The sequence below is a fragment of the Parabacteroides distasonis ATCC 8503 genome (assembly GCF_000012845.1).
Classification (GTDB): Bacteria; Bacteroidota; Bacteroidia; order Bacteroidales; family Tannerellaceae; genus Parabacteroides; species Parabacteroides distasonis.
Genome location: NC_009615.1, coordinates 2,195,860 through 2,221,145 on the forward strand (window position 1 = coordinate 2,195,860; position 25,286 = coordinate 2,221,145).

A 25,286-nucleotide genomic window follows, 5' to 3' on the forward strand; every position below is an offset into this window, starting at 1 on the left:
AGAATTAATACCTATGTTTTAAAGTAAAACTAGAGCAGTAACAAAACGGAATAATTAGATAAAACAAATCAGTAAACCCTTTCAAATTCAAAACAAAAAAATAAACAAATATTAAAATAAAAGGAATTTTTCCAAGATATTTATTATTTCTATAAACTGCAAATATAGATACAGATTGAAACACAATAAAACTAATCAATCCAACAATTCCAAAATAGAATATCATACGTATAAATCCAATATCTGTATGCATATAAAACCTGCCAAAAGAATCCATCCATAGCCCGTCTCCTATCACCCATGTCTTAAACAAAGAAGGAAATATATACATTCTAAACATTGCATTTGTCGAAGCCGTTTCCAATTGCCCTGTCTGAGTATATGAATTAATCAATTCAAATCCAAAATCATAGGCTACCAACAAACTAGTCTTCACCTCATAAGAAAAATTCATCACGAATAAAGAAAAAGCACACAACACAACAAACATACTCAAAACCAATTTAATCGAACTAATTTTGATTTTTAATTTCCACATATTAGATTTAAATATAACAAAAGCAATCGCCATTAAAACACCCACTAAAGTTGTTCTTGCCATCATCATACCAACAATAGATATCAAACAAAAAACAAAGCACAAGAATACTTTTTCATATAACATACACTTTTTTTTATCAGCATAAAATACTAACAACAACAAAATCATTCCATGTATTATACCTGATTGAAAAAATTGAGTACCAAACCCTATCAATCTAGCTCCCATCTCTTCAATCAATTTAGTTTCAGCCAAAGACGTATACTTCAATAAATCAGTAAAACACACCATTTTATCCACATCTAAAAACATAACTAATGAAATAATCAATTGAAGCAACGCTGAAGCAATATAATATTTCACAATCAATTCAAAACTTATATCTTTATATAGAATTTTAAAAAGAATCGATATCGTATAAAATGAATACACATTTAAAAGATTCACAATTCCAAATTGCAAAAAAGTATAATCATTAGTACCATTTACAACAGCAGAAATAATCAAAGATATAATAACCAAATAAAACCCACAAAAAACATAAAAATTACACCATTTGATTTTAAAAACACCTCTATTTATAAAGAAATTATATAAAATACCAAAAAGCCCTAATATAACAGAAAAGGTCACAGGAAAGATCTTATAATGTATTTGATACACATAAGAAAACACACAAAATAGCAGAATTATTTTTCCTGACAAACGAACAAAATATAGATACCCTCTATTAGACACATTCATAATAGTCTATCTTTCTTTATAATAAATCTCTTTAATAAAGCCAATGCAACAACAATTTCAAATCGAAAAATATCACCACTAACAAACAAATAACACAAACATTTAAAGTTATACTTTCTTAAAGAGGAATAAAGTACTTCCAATAATTCTCGTGGGTACTCTTTCTTTTTTATATAACAAATTGTACTTATATCTATACTATTTTCGATTTGACGATCCAACTTTTCATCCTTAAACCGTGCAGAAATTAAAAACCTACGACAAGCAGATGCAGTCCGTTTCTGGACATCACTAAATTTATGACTTACTTGCCCATCCGACAATCTATATCTCAACAACGGTTCCTGTATATTATAAAACTCACCCAACAAAGATAAATCAATCCACATCTTATAATCCTCCGCATGAGGATAATCAGCATCATACCTCACCTCGTTATCAATGAGCACTTGCCGACGAACCATTACCGTTGGATGAGCAAAACAAGTCTGAATAAACAATAGATTTTTCAGATCTTCCGATTCTTCTGGCAAAAACAGAGTGAATCTCTTAGCCGTATCTACTCCAAAAAGAATGATTTGCGTTCCACAAACTACGATATTTGGACTTTCCTCCATCACCTTGACTTGCTTTTCAAAACGTGTTGGAAGAGAAACATCATCAGCATCCATCCGTGCTATATATTTCCCTTGAGCCAAGTCCAATCCTCTATTCAATGTATAGATCAAACCCTCATTTTTTTCATTCCGATAATAACGAATTCTCTTATCCGAATAAGCATGAATCACCTCTTCTGTATTATCCTGCGATCCGTCATTGATAATGATCAACTCAAAGTCCGTAAATGTTTGGCTTAAAATACTATCGATAGATTCCCCTATCGTATCTTGAACATTATAAGCCGGCAATACTACACTAATCAACATGCTTTTCTAATATTTTATCCACATAAGGAGATACTTCTAAAATATCCTGCAAATGCCATGTATCCACATAAGCTGATAATTTGCCTGTCGTATTATTTATATAATAAACTGGCTTATGAAATAAAATAGATAAAATTAACCCATGCAAACGAGTCGTTATTACTTCCGAGTAAGGGGAAATAAAATCACAACCTCTCTTTAGAAGATAAGGACGAACAATACGGATAGCATATTCATCAGCCAGACGGTTAACAAATCTTTGCAAAACAGTTAAACAAGTTATTTTTTGCAAGTAATAAGCAGCTCTTTTCATTATCCTCAAAATCAATAAGCAAATTGGTCTTCTTTCTAATGAGGGCCAGTCACGTATATCAAAACCTCTCAAATCATCCAATATGGTAGAAAAATCCATTTCCTTATCAATACGCCTCAGATAAAGTTTTTGCCCCCAAAAAACACATTCTCTGTATTTATTCAAATATTCATCAGATATATAAAAAGCCATATCTGGAACTAACAAAATCTTATTCTTTCCAAAATGCTCTTTCAAAAAGTTATAACTCCATTTATCACGCGCACACAATGTCAAATCATTATGACGAGCCATGACTGCCGCATCTTTCGCTATTAAAGATTCATCCTCATACCAAATAGACTGAGGAAACATTATGATCCGATTATTTGGGAACTGTTCTATTACTCTCAAACGGAAATCTTGACACTCCCTATACAAATCACCAAAATTACCTCCACCATTAAACAGTATAACGGTTTCGGGGTGGAGGTAATTTTCACACCATGAATTTGACGAAGACTGCAAACACTTATATTTTATAGAAGATAAAAACTGCCTTTCACCTTCCCATATCAATATATCTCCTATATTACCATGATAAGGATTATCTAAATGTACATAATCTGATGTTATTAAAGGTTCTATATTATCTTTTATTATCTTCCTTAATTCTTCTATCTTTTCCTGAAAATCCATTATTTTATATTTAAGCCATTTATAATCAATCATTTCAATATCTATTACAGATAAACATTTTTCATAACGACTACAATTTTTCCTCTATCACTTATATATCCCACAAATTTTCCTAAGTTGAACAATCAAAATTTCCCGTTCTCTTCTATCTAAACCGAAACAATACATAACTAAAAAATTCAATACCAACGAGAGTATTCCTAAAAAAATAATTTTCTCTTCATCACCAATCATTTCCAATGGTAAATAAACAATAGGGAAGACAAACGCAGTCACCACGATCACTCTCCCTAACACCTCTCGCAAATATCTTTTAATAGAAAAAGCATAAAGCCGCTTCAAATACCACAAGCGCACCCAAAGTATCAAAATACTCAAAATACAACGAATCTCCAGTACCACCTCTGGTACATACCCTATCCTCAAAAACAAATAACTGACTGGCAGGTTGGCCAGGATCATCACACTCATCAGTATCTGATAATCACGGATCTTTCCCGTGGCCTGTACCGATACCCAAAGTGGACCTTGCAAAGCGTCCAGCAAAGAGAGCAATATCATCAAGCGACAAAACGACACCGTATGCGCAGGTACCTCCCCCAACCACAGCGACAACACTTCCTCACAACAGATATACAGAGGCAAAGAGATAGCGAACAACAGGAAATAAGAGTATTTCGAGGTACGCATGATCAAGTCGATGAAATAACAACGATCGCCTGACACATAGGATTTCACGATCTGAGGATTGAATGCTGTCTGGAAATTACTCACAAAACTATAGACCGCCGTTTGTACCTGATTGGCGATACCCATAGCAGCGTTCACCGTCACGCCGAAAAAAAGATTCAACAAGATGTTCAATCCTTGCGAGGCTCCCATATTGGCTATTCCTCCAAACAGACTCCAGCCAGAGAAACCTAGCAACTCGCAGAACAACCCTTTATCCCAAAAGAAATGATAATGACATACTGCAAACGATCGCCTGCAATACAAATAATAACAAGCCAACACCAAAGCCAGTACGACAAACATCAAGAACCCATAAAAGATCAAACGATCCCATGCGGTCCAAGTCAACAAATACACAATCAACAAACGAAACACGGCCTCAATCACACTGATATAAGCATAGAATGACATCCGCTCATGTGCGATAATGGCTGCGTTATAAGGAGCACGCATGATATTAACACAAGTGCCCAATATCGTAAATTGATATGTAAGTGTCACCGCCCATCCCCTATCCGCAGGATATTGGATGTAGCGTTCCAAAAACCACAACCCAGCAGTCTCCGCAAGTACGAACGTCAGCAACGCTATTCCTAGATGGATCGTGACACTGGCAGAGAACACGTGTTGGGTTGTCACCAAATCCCCACGTCCCAACTCATAATTCAAGAACCGTTGCGTGGAGGTGACCATGGCGTTATTGACAAACGTAAAGAGTACAACTATTCCTCCCACCACGTTATAAATCCCGTAGTCCTCTACCCCCAGCATCTGTAATACAACTCGGCTGGTGTATAGCGTCACCCCCATGATCAAGAGCATACGTACATAGAGGAACAGCGTGTTCTTCGCTATCCGCTTATTATTCTCGGATATTGAATGCATATATCTTATTGAGAATTGGTATCCTTCAAATTTAGAGCAACTGTAACACTCTTCAAATTCTCAAGCGTACAACTTTCTTGATTTGCACACAGCCTTCATACTGCTTGGATAGCCATCAAAACGAACCACATAAAAAGCGTTAGCACTGACTTCGGTCACGCAGTATATATTCAAGGGAATATACAGTATATATCCGGATGCACATGTAGTATATATCCTCAAGAGACAGATAGGTAGATATATGTTATAGTAACCGAATATATTTAGGATCGACCTCTACAGCAGCAACCAACAGACCTGGTATCTCTACGATCAAACGTTTCACACGGGTCCCTCGTATAGAGAGTAAACGACCCTCGTAGCCATCCAGTGGACCACCCTCGATGCGGATCATGCGACCGTACATCGCAGGAGTTAATTCTTCCACCAAGAAATAACGTGGGGAATCATCGGAATGGACAGCACAGATAAAACGGTTCATCTCCGCATGGCCTACCGTCATCGGCTTACGGTAGCCACCACGCAAATAACGATATTGGAGGGTACTGATCTCTTCTACGATTGGATCCATACAGGTACGGGTAGTATGGGCAAAAAGTAAATCGTGCAGAAGAGGAACCTCCTCACGAATCCGCTTACCCTTCCTCTCGACCAACCGCCAACGCATAGGAGTGAAAATCTCAATACCCTTTTCCTCTAGCAACCTATAGGCCGGGCGTTTAGCATTGGGACGGGTCAAGTCTCGCAATACGAACCAATCGTCTGTTAAAGGATATTCCATTGGATAAGGGATAATTCTTCTAATCCTGAAAGGATGTGTATTTTCTTAATATCCAATCAGTTATACAATAGACTCTTGTAAGTTAGAAAGCGTATACTCTCTTTTCAAGACCTTTTGTTGCCATCGAAGCCAACTTGTTTTACGCTCAAAAGACCCTATATTTAATACCGAGAAGGCATTTTTATAGCCTTTGAGCTATTTTGGCAAATAGGCTACTTGGCGAATAGCATTCGTTTCACGCCGCAAATATAGCAAAAAATAACCAAACACAAGCAAACATCAAGCCTTGTTTGTGTTTGGTTATTTTTCACTACATTTGTGTTCGCTAAAAAAGGAGTAATTTAAAATGATCGATCAACCTACCATAGACCGGATATTGGACGCGGCGAACATCGTGGATGTTGTCTCTGAATTCGTGACTCTTCGGAAACGAGGGATCAACTATGTAGGATTATGCCCATTTCATTCGGACAAATCACCGTCTTTTTACGTATCCCCCTCAAAGAATATCTGTAAGTGTTTCGCTTGCGGAGAAGGTGGAACCGCCGTTCACTTCATCATGAAGCATGAGCAACTCAGCTATTTCGACGCTTTACGCTTTCTGGCGAAAAAATACAATATAGAGATACAGGAACGGGAACTTACCGAGAAAGAGAAACAAATCCGTAGCGACCGGGAAAGTATGCTTATCGTCAATAGTTGGGCGGGACAATACTTCTCTACTTTATTACATGAGCATGTTGAAGGGAAAAGCGTAGGTATGCGTTACTTTGCCGAGCGAGGATTGAGGGAAGATATCATCCGTAAATTCCAGCTCGGGTATAGCTTGGACCAGCGGGATGCTTTATACAAAACCGCTATAAAAGCAGGTTATAAAAAGGAATTCCTCGAGAAAACCGGTTTAGTTATCGCTTATGATAATGGAAACGTGAACGATCGTTTTCGGGGACGTGTCATCTTTCCCGTCCATACGCTAAGCGGAAAGGTCGTGGCATTCGGCGGACGTGTATTGAAAAAGGACGAGAAGACCGCGAAGTACGTAAACTCTCCCGAAAGCGAGATTTATCATAAGAGTAACGAGCTTTACGGCATCTATTTCGCCAAGCAAGCAATCATGAAACAGGATCGCTGTTTCTTGGTGGAAGGATATATGGACGTGATCGGTATGCACCAAGTGGGCGTAGAAAACGTGGTTGCCTCCTCGGGTACGGCGCTCACGCAAGGGCAAATCCGGCTCATACATCGTTTCACGAATAATATCACGGTATTATACGATGGAGACGCCGCCGGAATCAAAGCGGCCCTCCGGGGTATCGATATGTTATTGGAAGAAGGGATGAACGTCAAGGTCGTGCTTCTTCCGGCGGGAGAAGATCCGGACTCGTTTGCCCGTAGCCATAGCGCGAGCGAGTTCGCAGAGTTTATCAGCCAGAACGAGACGGATTTCATCCGTTTCAAGACAAAGTTACTATTGGCGGAAGCGGGGGGCGATCCGATCAAACGTTCCGCCCTGATCTCGGATATTATCCGTACGGTAGCGATCATACCTGATAATATCGCTCGCTCCGTGTATATCCGGGAATGTAGTACGACCATGGAGATAGACGAGCAAGTCTTACTCAACGAGGTCAATAAGATCCGTCTCAACAAGGAAGAGAACCAAGCGGCTAAATCCGTAAGGAATACACCGCCCGTTCAATCTCCCGTCAATACGATTCCGGAGTATCCGGATTTCCCCGGCTACCAACCGTATACACCGGAAGAGGCGAATACCCTTCCTCCGGAAAATATTCCGCCTCCACCGCCCGAGGACTATATTCCGGAAGAGGAAGCGGGTCCGCCCCCTACTCCTCCATACGAGGTTCCGACGGCTCCCAACATACAGGTCCAACCGAAACGCTCTCCTTTCGAGGCTTACGAATTGGCTCTTTTACGCTATATCGTACGATACGGCGAACGTGTCCTCTATGACTACGTAGATGAGGAGACCAACGAGCATGTTATCATGCGGGTCGCCGATTATATCCGTTTCGATCTGGAACGTGATGACCTTACGTTTTATACGCCGACCTTCAAGCAAATGTTGGACGAGGCTGCCGAGCATTGCCAGAACGAGGGTTTTATGGCCACTCGTTATTTCCTTGCCCATCCGGACCCGAACATCAGCCGGCTTGCCGCCAACCTTATCAGCGATAAGTACCAGCTTAGTAAATATCATACGAAGTTCAGGGAACTGGAGCAAGAAGAAGATAAATTGGATTACTTGGTACCCCGGGAAATCTATTCTATGAAAGATGCCTATATCCTCTATAAGATAAAGGATATCCAAGCGAAAATCAAAGAGGCTCAAAACAAGGGAGACATGGAGCTGATCTTTGATTTAATGAAACAGAATGCCCACCTCAACGAGATCAAGAACGTGCTCTGCAAAGAGCTGGGTGAGCGTATCGTATTAAAAATGTAATAAAAAAACATCTATGAATTTCCTTGAGACAGAAAACGTGGTAAAACAGTACGCCGGGCATCTGGCGCTGAACAAGGTAAGTATCCAAGTTCCTCAAGGAACAATCTTTGGATTACTGGGGCCTAACGGAGCGGGCAAGACGACCTTGATCCGGATCATCAACCGGATTACGGCACCGGATAGCGGAATCGTTCGCTTCAACGGCCATGAATCCAGCCCGGAAGACATCTACCAGATCGGTTATTTGCCGGAAGAGAGAGGGTTGTATAAAAAGATGAAAGTCGGGGAGCAGGCGATCTATCTGGCACAATTGAAAGGTCTCTCCTACCCAGAGGCACGCAGTCGTTTGACCCGTTGGTTCGAGAAATTTGACATCATGCCTTGGTGGAATCGCAAACTGGAAGAGCTGTCGAAAGGTATGCAGCAGAAAGTACAGTTCATCATTACCGTGATACACGAACCCGAGCTATTGATCTTTGACGAGCCATTTAGCGGATTCGATCCGGTCAACGCCGATCGCCTTAAACAAGAGATATTGGAATTGAAGGCAGCCGGACATACCATTATATTCTCAACTCACAACATGTCCTCCGTTGAGGAGATTTGTGACGAGATTGCTTTAATCAATCGCTCTGAGGTCGTCCTGTCCGGCAATGTCAAGGAGGTACGGGAACGGTTTAAGAGTAATACCTATATATTAAATGTACGCAAGGAGACTGGAGGTATTGAGGAGTTAAGGATACGCAAGGAAGAAAATATCAGTAACTCCGATTGGCTTACCCGGCTGGCGTCCCAATATGAGATTCTTTCCTTCACGGAGGAGATCCCTTCTATGAATGACATTTTTATCAACACCGTTTCCGGTACAAACACATCAAAGGTATGAGCAAAATTGGATTAATCATCAAACGGGAATATCTCCGGAGAGTAAGTAAAAAGTCATTTATCCTGCTCACGTTCCTCACACCGTTTCTATTCGCTGCACTTGCGTTCGTCCCCCTATGGCTCTCTTCCATCAAGGGAGATGAGGTTCATACAGTCGCCATACTCGACGCCACCGGCAAATACGCCCCGTTGTTCGAGGATACGGAAAGCTATCGTTTTATCAACGGCGACAAAGATATGGATAAGTACAGGCAAATGTCGGAAAAGGAGATATTCGCATTTCTCAACATCTCCGACGACTTGCAGAAAAATCCGAAAAACGCAACCCTCTATTCCAAGAAACAAATCCCGGCGGATTTGAGCCGACTCGTCAATATGACATTAAAGAAGCAGATAGAGAGTGACAAACTGGCAACATTCAATATCCCCAATCTACAAGAGATCATAAAAGAAAGTAAAGTAGATTTCAACATACAAACGATCAAATGGGGGGATGACGGAAGCGAAAAGCAATCCTCGTCCGTAGTGGCATCCATAACCGGAGTAATTTTCACCATGCTTATCTATATGTTCATCCTAATCTATGGAGGAATGGTCATGCAAGGGGTTATGGAAGAAAAGACGAACCGGATCATCGAGATTATGATCTCGTCCGTCAAACCTTTCGACTTAATGATGGGTAAAATTATAGGAATCGGTTTTGTCGGGCTTACGCAAGTATTCCTTTGGGCGGTTATGACCTTTATTCTCATCACCGGGGGAACTTTCTTTTTGGGAGGAGGTATGGAAAGCGAGATCTTGCAATCAAGCATGGCACTTAACACAACCCCTAACATGACGGTTATCGCAGCCCAGCAGCCGGCAAATGAATGGATAGAGATGCTTCATACGATTAACTTCACCGAGATAGGCATCTTGTTTATCGCTTATTTCATAGGCGGCTACTTATTATATTCTTCTTTATTCGCCGCTATCGGATCAGCTGTAGACGGCCAAGAAGACACGCAACAATTCATGCTACCAGTCACGCTTCTTTTGGTTTTCGCCCTCTATGCGGGGATCTATAGCATGGAAAACCCTGACGGACCATTAGCTTTCTGGTGCTCCATGATCCCCTTCACTTCTCCGATCGTCATGATGGTCCGGGTGCCATTCGAGGTGCCTTTGTGGGAAATACTACTTTCCATTGGATTTTTGTATATATCATCCATCGGTTTTACTTGGTTTTCCGCCAAAATATACCGTGTAGGCATTCTCATGTATGGTAAGAAACCTAGTATAAAGGAGATGTCCAAATGGCTTCGTTACAAATAAAAACATGATAACTACAACAAAAAAGCCTCGCTACTCTTATCGAATAACGAGGCTTTTTTATGTTGTTCTACCTGGATTCGAACCAGGACAAACAGGACCAGAATCTGTTGTGCTACCATTACACCATAGAACAATCTCTACAAAATTGTCAAGTAAACTTTAAACGTTGTTCTACCTGGATTCGAACCAGGACAAACAGGACCAGAATCTGTTGTGCTACCATTACACCATAGAACAATATTTAACAAATCACCAACTCTCTTGTTAGCGAGTGCAAAGGTATATACTTTTTCAAAATTTGCAAATAAACCTTCGAAAAAAATGTCCAGAAAAAACACGTACGTCTTTCGGATAAAACACGTACATGTTTTCTCAAAAAGACGTACGTGTTTTTTTAAAAGCTTATAACGATCGAGGAGATAGTCTCAAACAAGGTATTACACATATATTAATGAAAGAAAAAGACGTATGTAACGAATTAAGAAGTATATTTGCGACTTGGAAAATTATATCAATAGAAATAAATGGATCAAACAAAAGAATTAGTAAAAACGATTGTTGAAGGCCTTCAAGAAAAAAGAGGCAAAAATATTGTAACAGTAGATTTAAGCCAGACTTCTGGTGCCATTTGTCAATATATGGTTATTTGTGAGGGAAACACTCCTACCCAAGTTTCTGCTTTATCCGATTCCGTATGGGATTTCGCACGCAAGAATGCAAATGAGAAGCCTTTGTCTATTGACGGTACACAGGGCGCTCAATGGATCGGCATGGATTATGGCACGGTTCTTGTACATATATTCTTGCCGGAACAACGTGCATTTTATAACTTGGAGAACCTTTGGGCAGACTCGAAGGTTATACAAGTACCTAACATTGATTAAGCCGGTCTAAATATTTGATGATAATCTCTTATGGAAAATAAAAACGACATGTTTAATAAAACACCGAAGAGCGGGAAACCTAAGATGTTCCGCTTTAATTTGTATTGGATGTACGGGTTGATCTTCATCATGCTTGTTGCCCTATACATGACAAATGATTCTTCGGGAACGAAAGAGCTAGGCTGGACAGAGTTCCAGAAACTAGCGCAGGAAAACGTATTCGACAAAATGACAGTCTACAACAAGAAGAACTTGGTGGAGGCTACAGTGAAAAATGGAAAGACTGAACAGGTCTTTGGGAATATGGACGTTTCTAAAATCGGGGTTTCTCCGAAAGTATACGTAAAGATCCCGTCGGCCGACAAGTTTTCCGATTTCTATGACAAAGCGGTAGCCGATAGTCATATCGATACACAAGTCCGGTTCGAGGAAGGCGATGACGCTATCTGGAATTTCTTGGTTTCATTCGGCCCAATTATCTTATTGATCGGTGTATGGATGTTCTTGATGAGACGTATGTCCGGTGGTACCGGCGCAGGTCCGGGTGGCGTGTTCAGCGTTGGTAAGGCAAAAGCTCAGCTTTTTGATAAAGATAATGACCGTAAGGTGACATTCAAGGATGTCGCCGGATTGGCGGAAGCGAAACAAGAGGTAGAGGAGATCGTCTCTTTCTTAAAGAATCCGGAAAAATATACCGAATTAGGAGGTAAGATACCCAAAGGTGCATTATTGGTAGGCCCTCCGGGAACCGGTAAGACATTATTGGCGAAGGCTGTTGCCGGAGAGGCTAATGTGCCGTTTTTCTCCTTGTCTGGTTCTGATTTCGTGGAGATGTTTGTCGGTGTAGGCGCCTCCCGTGTGCGTGACTTATTCCGCCAAGCGAAGGAAAAATCTCCTTGCATCGTCTTTATTGATGAGATCGATGCGGTAGGTCGTGCCCGTGGGAAGAACGCGAATATGAATAGCAACGATGAGCGTGAGAACACGTTGAACCAGTTGTTGACCGAAATGGATGGTTTCGGCTCTAACAGTGGTGTTATTATCTTAGCCGCTACAAACCGTGCGGACATTCTGGATAAAGCGTTGTTGCGTGCCGGACGTTTTGACCGACAAATCCATGTTGAATTACCGGATTTGAATGAACGTAAAGAGATATTCGGGGTGCATTTGCGTCCGATCAAGATAGATGAAAGCGTAGATGCTGAGTTCCTAGCAAGGCAGACTCCGGGCTTCTCGGGTGCTGATATCGCTAATGTTTGTAATGAGGCTGCTTTGATCGCCGCCCGTAACGGAAAGAAATTCGTACAGAAAGAAGACTTCATGAATGCGGTAGACCGTATTGTCGGTGGTCTTGAAAAACGTTCGAAGATCACGACAGAGGAAGAACGTAAATGTATCGCGAACCATGAGGCCGGTCACGCTACGTTAAGTTGGTTGTTGGAACATGCCAATCCGCTGGTTAAGGTGACAATCGTTCCCCGTGGTAAGGCATTAGGTGCGGCATGGTACTTGCCGGAAGAGAGACAGATCACCACCCGCGAGCAATTGCAGGACGAGATGTGCGCTACTTTAGGAGGACGTGCCGCAGAGGAATTAGTCTTGGGAAAAATATCCACAGGCGCATCCAACGATTTGGAACGTGTCACGAAACAAGCATATGCGATGGTCGTTTACTTCGGTATGAGCGATAAACTTCCAAACTTGAACTATTACGACTCCACCGGACAGGATTGGGGATTCACCAAGCCTTATAGTGAGGAGACTGCGAAATTGATCGATACGGAAGTACAGAAGATCATCAATGAGCAATACGACAGGGCAAAACGGATATTATCCGAGAATAAGGAAGGACATAGTAAACTTGCGCAGGTATTATTGGATCGTGAGGTAATCTACTCGGAAGATGTAGAGCATATCTTCGGGAAACGAGCCTGGATCTCCCGTTCCCAAGAGATTCTGGAGTTGCAGGAAAAGGCTAACGGAAAGAACAAGGAGAATGCGGATAAGGAGGCGGAAGCGGACGCAACAACGGAAAACGTAACCGATACTCCTACCGAAGAAAACAAGACAGGGAAAATAGCTTGACCAAAGTCAAGACATTCATAACAAGTAAGGCTGGGGCGTATCTTTGATCAAAAGTTACTATCCAGCCTTCCTTATTGCTGTATTATCAATTTATTAGTTATATTTGCAGCCAAAATTACAAACAAGCAAAAACACTATTGTTTTGAAAAATCTGATTACACGTGCATTGACTGGCATCATTTTCGTCGCGGTATTAGTCGGTGCGATCTATTTCCACTCCTATTATTTTCTTGCGGTATTTGGACTCATTACCGGACTTTCTCTATGGGAGTTCTACGGATTGGTTAAACATTATGAGAATGCCGCCATCAAACGATTTGTCAGCTCCTTGGGGGGAGCCTACCTCTTCGCCGCCACATTCGGTTACGCCAATGGCTTGGTTGGAGGCAATATATTTCTCCCCTATCTTTTATTCTTAATGTATACCATGATCACCGAGCTTTACGATAAAGCCAGTAATCCAATCAATAACTGGGCATTGACCTTATTCGGTCAAATCTATTGCGCAGGCGCTTTCTCTCTGCTAAACTTTATTACATCGGTACCTAATACGCCGGGCGAGATCGTACATATCCCCTATTTTGCCTTGGCTATTTTCGTTTTCGTATGGGTAAATGATACGGGAGCTTATCTAGTGGGATCTATGCTTGGAAAAAGAAGATTGTTCGAACGTATCTCTCCCAAGAAGTCCTGGGAAGGTTTTTACGGAGGGTTGGCATTCGTATTAATAACCTCCCAAATATTCGCTTGGTTCATGCCGGCCACGAACTGGTACACATGGCTTGGATTAGCCGGCACGATCGTAGTATTCGGAACTTGGGGCGACTTGATCGAATCTTTGATGAAACGTACGTTAGGCGTGAAAGATTCCGGGCATGTATTACCCGGACATGGAGGCATGCTGGATCGCTTCGATAGCGTAATGATGGCTATACCGGCCGCTTATATCTATATCGAGTTATTTATTCGAAATTAAATGTCAGGATCACCATACGGGATGTAGCTTTCGATAAGGCATCCGTATATTTGATATTTGCTTGATCTACCAAGTCCGGACGATCTTTCTCCAATAGGTTAACCAATCCGAAACAGAATTTCAGCTCCGGGCATAACTTAAAGTAGGGTAGATAGATATCACATCCCAAGCCAAACTCAAATCCGAAGTCCGTGCTTTTCAATAGAATCGGATTACCTTTCTTACGGCCTATATCCACGGAGCCATAGATACCGCCGATCAAATAAGGACGATAATTATTCAAGCGTAAAGCCGTATATTTAACGTCTAAGGGGAAATTCAGATAACTGGAACGAACGTTCGTGATGAATTCCTCTCCCGTAGCCTGTTCCCGAAACTTAAATTTCTTATCTCCGAAATGGATAGAAGGCGTGAAACGTAAATTGAAATAAGGATTCATATACATATCTCCGATCACCCCGACACTAAAGCCGGGTGAGTAAGAAGGAATCTCCGCAAACCAAGTCTCTCCATTGGTCATGACACCGGTATGGGTCAATAACAAATCCTGCGAGTGAATACCCACATGAAACCCCAGATGAAGCCATTTCAAATCAGCGTACGGCTGATTCCTCACCCTTTCCTTTTGAGCCATGGCTCCCATGGTAGCCAAGCTTACCACATATAATATAAGTAATAATCGTCTCAAATCTCAACCTATTTTGTTTAATAACGAAAACCCGACAAAGATATTGCAAAAAAGAAGATTTTTGAAGAAAATAAGCCAGTAGATATTTTTTAAATAGAAAGAAAGCTATATTTTTGCACCTACTAATAGTTATCAATTTAAACGTTTAAAAAAATGGCTTACGTAATTAGCGATGATTGTATTGCATGCGGAACTTGTATTGATGAGTGTCCGGTAGGAGCAATTTCAGAAGGTGATAAATACAGCATCAACCCTGAAATGTGTACAGATTGTGGAACTTGCGCTGACGCATGTCCTACAGAGGCTATCCACCCGGCTGAATAATTCGCAGCAAAGAATAGGATTTTCCTTTGCGGAAAGCTCCTAACACATAACGGGCTGTTTCTCTCTATGAGTAAAACAGCCCGTTATCTTTTTCTCTTCGTGTTATATTAAAACTCAATATCTAACTTTATATCACCGGAAGCCATATCCTCCTCTGGGGAATCGCCATGAATCGTTTCCTCCTCTTCAGGTTCCACCACGTCTTCCGCGGATTTCTTCAGATTTGAGTTCTTGATATAACTGATTACATCTTGCATTCCCTCCATGAACTTCTCAAAGTCCTCCTTATAAAGGAAAATCTTATGCTTCTCAAATGAGATTTGCAAACCATCCTTTGATTGAATTTTCTTACTTTCCGTAACGGCAACGAATAGGTCATCTTTCAAATTCCTCTTCACATCCAGATAATAAATCCGTTTTCCCGCTTTAATGGCTTTAGAGTATAGAATCTCCCTGTCGCCACCTTCAACATGTTTTTTATTCCTTGATTCTTCCATGACAGCTAACATTCGTTAAAAACCCACCCACTTTATAGAACTTGCTTCAAATATGTGCATTTTTTTTTAATTAGCAACTATTTTAACGATCGAAAATACGCCCATTGAGGCTAAATTTGTAAAATATCATCTAACACATATAAAATTAAGTAAATCCGGATTCTTTTATGGAAAAAACAACTACCTTTGCAGCCTAATTTATAATAAGAAGTTCCTTCAAACGATGATCAACAGAATTTTAATCCGCATTAAAGTTTTACAGATAGTATACTCTTACTATCAAAACGGAAACGGTGACCTCAAAGTTGCGGAAAACGAATTGCTTTTCAGCCTTCAGAAGTCATATGACTTATATTATTATTTCTTACTCCTAATTATCGAAGTTACCAACCTGCAAAGAAGGATCCTTGACACCCGGAAGTGCAAATACATGCCTACCGACGAGGAGTTAAACCCGAATACACGCTTCATAGACAATCGTTTCGTCGCTCAATTAGCGGAAAACGATACGTTGAAAAAGTATGTAGACGAGCAAGGTCTCTCATGGAGCAACGACGAGGAGTTCATTAAGAACGTATTGGATACGATCCTAAGTTCTGAGATTTACGCCGAATACTTGAAAAACGAAGAAGACTCGTACGAGACGGATCGTGAGTTCTGGCGCCAGATCTTCAAGAAAATAATCTGTGGAAACGAGATGATAGAGGAATATCTGGAAGATAAAAGCATCTACTGGAATGACGATATCGAGATCGTAGAGACTTTCGCCTTGAAGACTATCAAGAAATTCGAGGAGAAGAAAGGTAGCAAACAAGCCTTATTGCCAATGTTCAAGGATTTGGAAGACAAGGCTTTCGCAATCAAGTTATTCCGTCAAAGTTTGTTGAAAGGTAAGGAATATCGTGAACGCATCGACAAACATATGAAGAATTGGGAAACCGAACGTATCGCCAATATGGACTTGATCATCATGCAAGTCGCCTTAGCCGAGATTTTATCGTTCCCGACCATTCCCATCAACGTTACCTTAAATGAATATATCGATGCCGCAAAGTATTATAGTACACCTAAAAGCGGAACATTCATTAACGGAATTCTGGATTCAATAGTCAACGAATTAAAAAAAGAGAAGTTATTGCTCAAAGATTAATTATTATCATTACATTTGTGCATATCATTATTGATATTAACTTGTAAAACGATTATTATAGTATGAACTTACTCAGTATTTTACTTCAAACTCCAGCTGGAGGAAGTCAGTGGTCCGGTATTTTGATGATGGTAGTTATCGTAGCTATCTTCTATTTCTTCATGATCCGTCCGCAACAAAAGAAACAAAAAGAAATCCAGAAATCACGTGAGGCGTTGAAAACAGGCGATAAAGTGATTACCGCCGGAGGTATCTATGGAAAGATCAAAGAGATCGGTGATACTTATATGCTAATCGAGGTAGCGGATGGAGTACGTATCCGTGTAGATAAAACTTCTATTTTCGCTTCAGCGGAAGACGCTCAGCAGCAGAAATAATCTAACTACAGAATATGTCACGACTTGAGAACATACAAAATTCCTTCAAGTCTATCCAAGCAAAGACTAAGGCTTTTTTCCACGGAGACAGATGGAAAGAGGTCTTGGTCTTTTTCTTTTTCGCCCTTTTGGCTTTCGGTTTCTGGCTACTCCAAAGCTTGCAGCAGGAATATGAGATAGAACTTGTTTTTCCGGTTAAGTATAAGAACGTACCTGCCGATATAGCGTTTAATGCCCCTGAGGTGGAAACGATTACCGCAAAGGTAAAAGACAAGGGTAGCGTTTTACTCAACTATACTTTTGGAAGATCGTTTGCTCCGATTGAAGTGAACATGAAGAATACGAAGGAGAAAAATGGTTCGGTTCAAGTAAGTAAAAGGCAGATCGAGAACGATATTCAAAAACAATTGATAGCCACTACGGCATTACAAAGTTTTGATCCGCAACAAATAGATATGGATTTCAGTCAGCGGGTCCATAAGGAAATACCGGTCGTCTTTAATGGCGATATTCATCTGGAAGCCGGCTTTCAACTATCCGGGGATATCCGAATCACCCCTCAAAAGATCAACGCTTATGCCACCGCGGCGATCTTGGATACACTGACCTCGGTTAAGACGGTCTTCACCGAGGTTAAAAAGGCGAATAAAAACATTACGAGAACCGTACAACTGATCAAGGTAGACGGCGTTAACTTCGATCCGGAAAGTGTATCCATCACGATTCCGATAGAGGAGTACACGGAGAAGACATTGGAAATACCTGTCTCTTGCAGTCATATACCGCCACATTATACGGTACGTATGTTTCCGGCGGTCGTAAAAGTGACTTGCAGTGTGCCCTTGTCCCGATTCAAAGGACTTTCGGAAGATATGTTCTCGATTCATATACCTTTTGAGGATCTGGAGCAAAACGTATCTGGTACCCTACCCGTCAAACTCACCAAGAAACCAGACTGGGTGCATACGGCAATCTTATTGCCAGATAAGGTAGAATTTATTTTGGAACACAACAATAAGCATGATTAAAATAGGTATTACAGGAGGGATCGGGAGCGGCAAATCCGTCGTAGCCTCTTTATTAGCGTTATCCGGTGTACCCGTATACATAGCGGACGAGGAAAGTAAATGGCTGACAAATAACTCCCCGGTTATCCGTGAGAAATTAACAGCCCTTTTCGGTCCGGAGATTTATACGAATGAGGGATTGAACAAGAAACTTCTAGCCTCCCACATCTTTAATAATCCGAAACAATTACAACAGGTCAACCAGATCATTCATCCTGAGGTAAACCGTCATTTCTCGGCTTGGGTAGAGAGACAGACTTCCCCTTTATGTGCCATCGAATCCGCCATATTATTCGAATCCGGTTTCTACAAAGTGGTAGACATAAGCTTGATGGTCTATGCCCCAAGAGAACTCCGCATCGAAAGAGCCTTGGGGAGGGACTCAGCCTCGAGAGAAGAAATCGAACGCAGAATCAACAGCCAAATGTCGGACGAGGAAAAGAAAGATCGCTCCGATTACGTTATCTATAATGACAACAGACAGGCCCTTATACCGCAAGTAGGCAAACTGTTATGTTGGCTTCAATCCCAATAATCACCGATAGCGGGACGAGTGGCTTTTACAGTATCTTACCTTCATCATCCAATGAACCTAAGATACTTCGTCAACGAACCTAAGATACTTTGTCGATGCACCTAAGATACTTCTCCAACGAAGTTAACTGTCCTCATGACGGAAGAATTCCACTTTTTCTTATTACCTTTGCCACCTCGAAGTTTAACACTAATAGAAAATAAAAACATTATGTTGAAGACTATTTTGTCTATTTCGGGAAAACCCGGTCTGTATAAACTGGTTTCCCATGGAAAAAACATGTTGATCGTTGAATCGCTGACTGATAACAAGAGAGTACCCGCATACGCAAAAGATAAAGTAATCTCATTAGGCGATATCGCAATCTATACGGATGAAACAGAAGTGCCTTTGCATGAGGTATTGACTAGCGTAAAGAATAAAGAAGAGGGAAAAGCCGCCTCTTTAGTACCTTCTAAAGCCACGACGGACCAATTGCGTGCGTACTTTGCCGAGGTATTGCCTAGCTATGATCGTGAGCGTGTTTATCCGAGCGACATCAAGAAACTACTCTCTTGGTATAACATCTTGATCAACGCAGGCATCACTGACTTCACCCCGGAAGATGCTCCGGCAGAAAAGGAAGCTGCTGAAAAAGAAGCTGAATAACAGCATACGACATAAAGATTAAAGAAAGGACCGTTCGATACCCATCGTCCGGTCCTTTTTTTATATTGCCACATTAACCAACAAGAGCACTTATGCAAAAATAGTCCATTATTTTAGGCTAAACCTCACATTGTCTAGGGCGGGTAACTCCTTTATCTTTGCCAACAAATAATTCACTCTATTGACCTCATAAAATAAAGAGCAAAGATGGAAAGCACCAAGTATTATCTCGGTCTGGACGTTGGCGGTACCAATATGGTCGCTGGCGTAGTAGATGAGAATCACCAGATTATCGCAAAGGAGAGTATACCGACACAAGCCGGACGCACGATCGAGGAGATCACCGCCGACATGGCGGAAGTCAGCAAAAAAGCGGTTCTCAAAGCAGGCTTGCAAATGGAAGACATCTCTTCTTGGGGCATCGGCATGCCCAGTTACGTAAATCCAAAGACGAACCTTTTGGTACATGCCAATTGTTTCGGATGGAAGAATGTCCCCATCTACGACTATTTAAAGAAGCATATTTCATTGCCTACTTATATAGCCAACGACGCCAATTGCGCAACCTATGGAGAGGTCTTGGCCGGATCGGCCAGCCAATATACCGATGCCATCATGTTAACGCTAGGAACAGGAGTCGGAGGCGGAATTATCATGGGTAAGAGGATTTATTCCGGAGCCGATAATATGGGAGCAGAGCTTGGACATACCAAATTGGTATACAATGGCGAACGTTGCACATGCGGGCAAAAAGGCTGTTTGGAAGCTTATTGCTCATCTACCGCATTAATCCGCATCATGAAAGAGGCCTTACAAGAGAATAAGGACACCTTGATATGGAAACTTTGCGGCGAAGACGAAAATAAAGTCAATGGAGAAATCCTTTTCGAGGCCGCTAAACAAGGGGATTCCCTCGCTAAACAGATCGTCGATGACTATATCAGTAAACTGGCCGCCGGAATCTCCACGTTCATAACCATCTTCCGTCCGCAAGTAATCATCTTAGGGGGTGGTATCGCACATGCAGGTGACCTGCTGTTGAAACCTTTAAACGAGAAACTACATACTTGTACCTTCGCCGCCGAGGAAATAGGTATCCCCCAAGTCATCCGTGCGGAATTAGGAAATGACGCCGGAATAATCGGCGCCGCGCTTTTAGAGAAAACGATGTAACGAAAAAAAATATGAAAACAAATAAGAAAGAACTTTTAGATTCATTCAAGGGAGGACTGATCGTATCCTGTCAAGTACAACACGATGATCCGACTTTTTCAGTAGACTTTGTCGTAAAAATGGCAAAAGCCGCCCAATGGGGAGGAGCCGTGGGTATCCGTGCCAACGACCCAGAGCAGATCAAGGCGATTAAAAAAGAAGTGGATTTACCAGTAATCGGGCTTTGGAAAATCTGGCACGATGACACGGATGTGTTTATCACCCCAACCTTAGAGGCCGCTAAAGCCGTATGGGAAGCCGGAGCCGAGATTATCGCCTTGGACTGTACGAGCCAAATAACCCATGAAGGCCGCCCTGCATACGAATTGCTACCAATCGTCAAGAAAGAGATACCGGAAGCTATCATTTTTGCGGATGTCTCTAATTATGAGGAAGCTGTACGTGCCGTAGAAATGGGAGCCGATATCGTTGGCCCTACCTTATATGGATATACGGAAGCAACCAAGCATATCGAGCAACCGGATTTACGGGAATTCGCCCGTATGTGCCGTGACTTTAAAGATAAAGCCTATGTCATTATGGAGGGGCATATCTACTCGCCGGAAGATGCCATGAAATGTATCTTCCTCGGAGCTCACTCCGTAGTAGTAGGCAGCGCGATCACCCGTCCGCACTTGATCACGAAACGTTTTACGGACTTACTAACCGGTTACCAAAATAACTGGCGGGAAGCCGAAAGAAGCAAACATTAATAGTCATATGGCAAATTTCAATGTAGAAGGGGCGCAAAACGTAGAGATCAGCAAGAAATTACCTTGCGAGAAACCTCTGATCGTACAACTGGAGATCATGGAGCGGTATACGGCAGTCCATAAAGCCTGTGCCGCCCTACCCAAAGAGATACGTGAAGTGGAATGCCTGAAAGTTTTATACCCCACGCTATTTCGCAAGATCACGAATCAAGACTTGATCGCCGGACGTACGGACTTCCTACCGATCGGGTTCGGATGCGTAACCTCATTAGGGGGTGTCGGGCATTATTGCGTATTCAAGAAACTCCGTGCCTTCCAGCTACAACTGGATGAAACTGAACGAAAACGGGTGGATGCGTTATATGATTATTGGTTGGATCACGATTTAAAGACCCAATTCAACAAGGAGGTCCTCACCGAGGATACATTGGGTATGTTCATCGACTGCGAATACCCGATGATCGCTACCGCACGTCTATCTGGAATGATGCTGGATTACCCGAAACTATTGGATAAGGGCATCGGTGGCCTTCGCTCTGATTTACAGGAGAAACTCAAAGAGCAACCCGATAATAACTTTTACAAAGCAGGCATCCAATGTCTGGATATTTTTGTAGATTGTGCTTCTCATCTCCAGCAAGACGCTAGAGAGCAAATGGCTTCAGCCAACATGAAAAGGCAAAAAGAATTAGAGCGTATCTGCCAAGCCCTAGAGAACATCAAGGAGAAGAAACCCGGTACGTTCCATGAAGCAATGCAGTTATTCTGGTTATTCGCTTTGTTGGCCGGTGTTATAAACTACGGTCGTCTGGATGATTATCTAGGCCCTTATTTAGTAGCCGATCTCAAGTCCGGGCGATTGACCGACGAAGAGGCATACCGATATATCCACTCGCTTTGGACCATGATTGAGAATCGCCGTACCACCGTAAACGGACGTATCATCGTAGGCGGTAAAGGGCGCAAACACCCGAAAGAGGCCGACGTATTCCTGCATATCGCCATGAAAGTAGCGAAAAATTGCAGATATGTAGAGCCACAATTCACCTTGCGCTTCGATAAAGAGACCTCCGAGGAAATCTGGGACGAAGCGTTGGACGCTTTGGGTGCGGGAGCTACTTACCCGACCCTTTACAATGATGATGTAAACGTCCCGGCCGTCATGTACGGAATGCGTGTAGACGAGAAAACGGCGGAACAATACGTGCCTTTCGGTTGTACCGAGTTCGTGATACAAGGACAGAGTACGGGTACGCCCAACATTTGCATCAATTTACTAAAACTACTTACGATTTATATGAATGATGGTATCGACCCGATTGACGGTAAACGTAAATCCGGGCCGGTATCTCTAAAGAAATTAGAGGAGTATCAGACATTCGAGGAATTCTATGACGGTTACAAGGCTTTACTCGATTATTATCTGGATCTGTCTGTCAAAGCCCAATACCATTCGTATGAGGTGATGAACCAGCACGTAAGTTTCTTGTTTACCAGCCTATTGACCGATGATTGCATCGCACGGGGAAAAGCGCTTTTGGACGGAGGCGTACGTTATCTAGGCGGGACAAACGAGACGTATGGCAATATCAACACTTCCGATTCCCTGTGGGTAATCCGGGATCTGGTATTCAATCAAAAAAAATACACGTTACGGCAATTGAATGATGCCATGCTAGCTAATTTCAACGGCTATGAGGCTTTACGAAAAGATTGCCTGAACTGTGATAAATATGGTAACGACCTTGAGACTGCCGATACGATGGCCAACGATTTGTACGAGTTCGTAGCGAAAGGCGTACGCGATCGCGGTATCGCCATCGGTATGCAATACTTCTTGATCGTTATCAGCAATAACCAATTAAACACGGAATGGGGAAACCGGACCGCCGCCTCACCCGACGGACGATTATCGTGCATGTATATGAATCCTGCCAATAATCCGCAAGGGGGAGCGAATAAAAGCGGCCCCACGGCCATGCTGAATTCCTTGGCGAAGTTCGACGCCAAGTATCATGGAGGCTCGGTACAAAACATTAAGTTTTCTCCTTCCATGTTCAACGAGAACAGGGCTGTCATCAAGAGCCTGTTCAAGACTTATTTTGCGAAAGGGGGTTGCCATTTGATGGTGACTGTAGTAGATAAGGGAGTTTTAGAAGACGCGGTAGAGCACCCGGAAAATTACCCGGACCTAATCGTCCGGGTAAGCGGGTTCTCCGCGGTATTCGTCGATTTATCTCCCAATATTCAACAGGAACTTTTAAGCAGGGTATTGTATGATAAATAAATATAAGGTTAGCGAGAATAGGTTATCAATCATGGAGATCGAACGGTTCGCCGTTCACGACGGCCCGGGCATCCGGACCGTCGTTTTCCTTCAAGGTTGTCCCCTACATTGTTCATGGTGCTCCAATCCGGAATCCCAGAAAAGGAAACCGCATTTGCTCCATATCAAGAATAAATGTATCGGATGCGGACGTTGCGAGGCGATTTGTCCACGGGGCAATATCTCCATCCAAGACCATTTTCCGGTGTTTAATCGTCAGGCCTGTGTAGCCTGCAAGGCTTGCGAGCGTATATGCCCGCAGAACGCCATTAAGTTTGTCGGTGAATCTATTACCTCATCCGAGATCATGGAAATCCTTTTACGTGACCGGGATTATTACCTAAATTCCGGTGGAGGGGTTACGTTTTCCGGTGGCGAAGCTTTCACGCAATTCGAGGGATTGATGGATTTGCTGATCCAATGCAAGAACGAGAAACTGCATACCTCCGTGGAGACTTGCGGGCAAGTGAATCTTGATAAGATAAAGCAAGCGCTTCCGCTTATCGATTTGTTCTTGTTCGATATCAAACATACGGACAAGGATTTACTTCAGAAAGAAACCGGAGCGAACTTGGATACGATCCTCACGAATTTACGGTATATATCCAGTAAGAGCGCTAATAAAGTAACGATCCGTGTACCGGTAATCCCCGGTTTCAATTTCAATGAGAATACGCTTCGGGAAATATTCATGCTGGCGAAAGAAAATCGTATCAAATGCGTACACCTGCTTCCCTATCATACATTGGGAAAAGATAAATACGAGCAATTAGGTCTCACCTATCCTTATTCCTGCGAGCAAATGCTAGCCAAAGAAGAGCTGTTCCCCTTTAAGGAGATGGGGGAAAAAATGGGTTTGGAAATACGAATCGGAGGATAAACTCCTCCCAATAAAATAGTATCTTCGCGCAAATCATCGTTTTATAAATCTTAGTAAGAGACATATGAAAACAGAAAAAGAGAAAGCGGCGGAAGGTCTATTATACAATGCGAATCATGATAGTGAGCTTCAAGATGAGATGAAAAGAGCGAAATGCGTCCTTTTCAAATACAACCAATTGCCCCCCGACCAAGAGGAAGAAAAAGATCGGATCCTAACCTCTTTTCTAGGCAAGAAAGGGAAGAACACCGTTATCCTATCCCCTTTCCAATGCGATTATGGCTATAATATCGAGATTGGGGATAATTTCTTCGCCAACGTGAATCTCGTTATCTTGGATGGAGCGAAAGTTCGTATCGGCAATAACGCGTTCATCGCCCCGAACGTAGGCATCTATACCGCCGGCCACCCTTTTGACGTAAAGCAACGTAATGAAGGTCTGGAATACGCTTTTCCCGTGACTATCGGCGATAACGTATGGATCGGGGCGCAAGCCTGTATCCTTCCCGGGGTGACCATTGGCGATAACACGGTAATCGCCGGAGGAAGCGTCGTAACCAAAGATATTCCGGCCAATGTCATAGCCGCCGGCAATCCCTGCCGTGTAATCCGGGAAATAACGGAAGCCGACCGGAATAAATACCGCCAGCCCTAAGCTCCC

At 42.3% G+C, this 25,286-nt stretch carries 24 protein-coding genes and 2 tRNA genes; 17 read left to right on the forward strand and 9 right to left on the reverse strand.

What is annotated here, in order from left to right; all coding sequences use genetic code 11:
* Positions 1-4 precede the first annotated feature (4 nt).
* The 5 genes from BDI_RS09220 to BDI_RS09240 all read right to left on the reverse strand — a co-directional run bounded on the left by BDI_RS09220 (position 5) and on the right by BDI_RS09240 (position 5,600).
* Positions 5-1,285, reverse strand: a complete 1,281-nt coding sequence (locus BDI_RS09220; RefSeq protein WP_011966609.1) for a hypothetical protein — start codon at positions 1,283-1,285, stop codon at positions 5-7.
* Positions 1,282-2,211 (reverse strand): glycosyltransferase family 2 protein, encoded by a 930-nt coding sequence (locus BDI_RS09225; RefSeq protein WP_011966610.1) that lies wholly within the window; start codon positions 2,209-2,211, stop codon positions 1,282-1,284. Before BDI_RS09225 ends, BDI_RS09220 begins: the two co-directional genes overlap by 4 nt.
* Positions 2,201-3,235: a polysaccharide pyruvyl transferase family protein gene (locus BDI_RS09230; protein ID WP_049762309.1), complete on the reverse strand. Its 1,035-nt coding sequence runs from the start codon at positions 3,233-3,235 to the stop codon at positions 2,201-2,203. Before BDI_RS09230 ends, BDI_RS09225 begins: the two co-directional genes overlap by 11 nt.
* Before the next feature lie 54 nt (positions 3,236-3,289).
* Positions 3,290-4,819, reverse strand: a complete 1,530-nt coding sequence (locus BDI_RS09235) for a lipopolysaccharide biosynthesis protein (RefSeq protein ID WP_011966612.1) — start codon at positions 4,817-4,819, stop codon at positions 3,290-3,292.
* Between the two features lie 244 nt (positions 4,820-5,063).
* Positions 5,064-5,600, reverse strand: coding sequence for a UpxY family transcription antiterminator (locus BDI_RS09240; RefSeq protein ID WP_011966613.1), 537 nt, complete (start codon positions 5,598-5,600; stop codon positions 5,064-5,066).
* Positions 5,601-5,946: 346 nt separating this feature from the next.
* Between BDI_RS09240 and dnaG the strand changes: the two genes are divergently transcribed.
* From dnaG to BDI_RS09255, 3 genes are read left to right on the forward strand one after another with little or no spacing between them, the layout of a single operon-like run.
* Positions 5,947-8,064 carry a DNA primase gene (gene dnaG, locus BDI_RS09245; protein WP_011966614.1) on the forward strand — a complete coding sequence of 706 codons (2,118 nt, stop codon included), beginning with the start codon at positions 5,947-5,949 and terminating at the stop codon, positions 8,062-8,064.
* 13 nt (positions 8,065-8,077) lie between these two features.
* Positions 8,078-8,950 (forward strand): ABC transporter ATP-binding protein, encoded by an 873-nt coding sequence (locus BDI_RS09250; protein ID WP_008780206.1) that lies wholly within the window; start codon positions 8,078-8,080, stop codon positions 8,948-8,950.
* Positions 8,947-10,263 carry an ABC transporter permease gene (locus BDI_RS09255; RefSeq protein ID WP_005864952.1) on the forward strand — a complete coding sequence of 439 codons (1,317 nt, stop codon included), beginning with the start codon at positions 8,947-8,949 and terminating at the stop codon, positions 10,261-10,263. The genes BDI_RS09250 and BDI_RS09255 overlap by 4 nt, the downstream gene beginning before the upstream one ends.
* A gap of 62 nt (positions 10,264-10,325) precedes the next feature.
* Here the strand turns inward: BDI_RS09255 and BDI_RS09260 are convergent.
* A tRNA-Gln gene (locus tag BDI_RS09260) sits at positions 10,326-10,396 on the reverse strand.
* A gap of 33 nt (positions 10,397-10,429) precedes the next feature.
* Positions 10,430-10,500, reverse strand: a tRNA-Gln gene (locus BDI_RS09265).
* A 287-nt stretch (positions 10,501-10,787) separates the two neighbouring features.
* Here BDI_RS09265 and rsfS point away from each other — a divergent pair.
* The 3 genes from rsfS to BDI_RS09280 all read left to right on the forward strand — a co-directional run bounded on the left by rsfS (position 10,788) and on the right by BDI_RS09280 (position 14,208).
* Positions 10,788-11,147, forward strand: coding sequence for a ribosome silencing factor (gene rsfS / locus BDI_RS09270; RefSeq protein WP_005854895.1), 360 nt, complete (start codon positions 10,788-10,790; stop codon positions 11,145-11,147).
* Between the two features lie 30 nt (positions 11,148-11,177).
* Positions 11,178-13,232, forward strand: a complete 2,055-nt coding sequence (gene ftsH, locus BDI_RS09275; RefSeq protein ID WP_005854893.1) for an ATP-dependent zinc metalloprotease FtsH — start codon at positions 11,178-11,180, stop codon at positions 13,230-13,232.
* Between the two features lie 142 nt (positions 13,233-13,374).
* Positions 13,375-14,208 (forward strand): phosphatidate cytidylyltransferase, encoded by an 834-nt coding sequence (locus BDI_RS09280; protein ID WP_011966615.1) that lies wholly within the window; start codon positions 13,375-13,377, stop codon positions 14,206-14,208.
* Here the strand turns inward: BDI_RS09280 and BDI_RS09285 are convergent.
* Positions 14,195-14,896, reverse strand: coding sequence for a porin family protein (locus BDI_RS09285; RefSeq protein ID WP_008778155.1), 702 nt, complete (start codon positions 14,894-14,896; stop codon positions 14,195-14,197). The two genes, BDI_RS09280 and BDI_RS09285, sit on opposite strands and share 14 nt — an antisense overlap.
* A 153-nt stretch (positions 14,897-15,049) precedes the next feature.
* Here BDI_RS09285 and BDI_RS20250 point away from each other — a divergent pair, with 153 nt between their 5' ends.
* Positions 15,050-15,220, forward strand: coding sequence for a DUF362 domain-containing protein (locus BDI_RS20250; protein ID WP_005854886.1), 171 nt, complete (start codon positions 15,050-15,052; stop codon positions 15,218-15,220).
* A gap of 107 nt (positions 15,221-15,327) precedes the next feature.
* On the opposite strand, the gene BDI_RS09290 is transcribed toward BDI_RS20250, so the two are convergent.
* Positions 15,328-15,717 (reverse strand): PUR family DNA/RNA-binding protein, encoded by a 390-nt coding sequence (locus BDI_RS09290; RefSeq protein WP_005854884.1) that lies wholly within the window; start codon positions 15,715-15,717, stop codon positions 15,328-15,330.
* A gap of 223 nt (positions 15,718-15,940) precedes the next feature.
* Here BDI_RS09290 and nusB point away from each other — a divergent pair, with 223 nt between their 5' ends.
* From nusB to BDI_RS09340, 10 genes are all read left to right on the forward strand, one after another.
* Positions 15,941-16,867 carry a transcription antitermination factor NusB gene (gene nusB / locus BDI_RS09295; RefSeq protein WP_005854882.1) on the forward strand — a complete coding sequence of 309 codons (927 nt, stop codon included), beginning with the start codon at positions 15,941-15,943 and terminating at the stop codon, positions 16,865-16,867.
* Positions 16,868-16,929: 62 nt separating this feature from the next.
* Entirely contained in the window at positions 16,930-17,244 is a 315-nt protein-coding gene (yajC, locus tag BDI_RS09300) for a preprotein translocase subunit YajC (RefSeq protein WP_005854879.1), read from the forward strand.
* Positions 17,245-17,258: 14 nt separating this feature from the next.
* Positions 17,259-18,272: a YbbR-like domain-containing protein gene (locus tag BDI_RS09305; protein WP_011966616.1), complete on the forward strand. Its 1,014-nt coding sequence runs from the start codon at positions 17,259-17,261 to the stop codon at positions 18,270-18,272.
* Complete coding sequence (gene coaE / locus BDI_RS09310) at positions 18,265-18,846, forward strand: dephospho-CoA kinase (protein ID WP_005854875.1); 582 nt, start codon at positions 18,265-18,267, stop codon at positions 18,844-18,846. Before BDI_RS09305 ends, coaE begins: the two co-directional genes overlap by 8 nt.
* A gap of 210 nt (positions 18,847-19,056) precedes the next feature.
* The gene (locus tag BDI_RS09315; protein ID WP_005854873.1) at positions 19,057-19,494 is read left to right on the forward strand and encodes a DUF5606 family protein; all 438 of its coding nucleotides are present in this window, start codon (positions 19,057-19,059) and stop codon (positions 19,492-19,494) included.
* Between the two features lie 207 nt (positions 19,495-19,701).
* Positions 19,702-20,667 carry an ROK family protein gene (locus BDI_RS09320; protein ID WP_005854871.1) on the forward strand — a complete coding sequence of 322 codons (966 nt, stop codon included), beginning with the start codon at positions 19,702-19,704 and terminating at the stop codon, positions 20,665-20,667.
* An 11-nt stretch (positions 20,668-20,678) separates the two neighbouring features.
* Positions 20,679-21,419 carry an N-acetylmannosamine-6-phosphate 2-epimerase gene (locus BDI_RS09325; RefSeq protein ID WP_005854869.1) on the forward strand — a complete coding sequence of 247 codons (741 nt, stop codon included), beginning with the start codon at positions 20,679-20,681 and terminating at the stop codon, positions 21,417-21,419.
* A gap of 7 nt (positions 21,420-21,426) precedes the next feature.
* Complete coding sequence (locus BDI_RS09330) at positions 21,427-23,706, forward strand: pyruvate formate lyase family protein (RefSeq protein ID WP_011966617.1); 2,280 nt, start codon at positions 21,427-21,429, stop codon at positions 23,704-23,706.
* Positions 23,696-24,625, forward strand: a complete 930-nt coding sequence (locus tag BDI_RS09335) for a glycyl-radical enzyme activating protein (protein ID WP_011966618.1) — start codon at positions 23,696-23,698, stop codon at positions 24,623-24,625. Before BDI_RS09330 ends, BDI_RS09335 begins: the two co-directional genes overlap by 11 nt.
* A gap of 64 nt (positions 24,626-24,689) precedes the next feature.
* Positions 24,690-25,280, forward strand: coding sequence for a sugar O-acetyltransferase (locus tag BDI_RS09340; protein ID WP_005854862.1), 591 nt, complete (start codon positions 24,690-24,692; stop codon positions 25,278-25,280).
* Positions 25,281-25,286 lie beyond the last annotated feature (6 nt).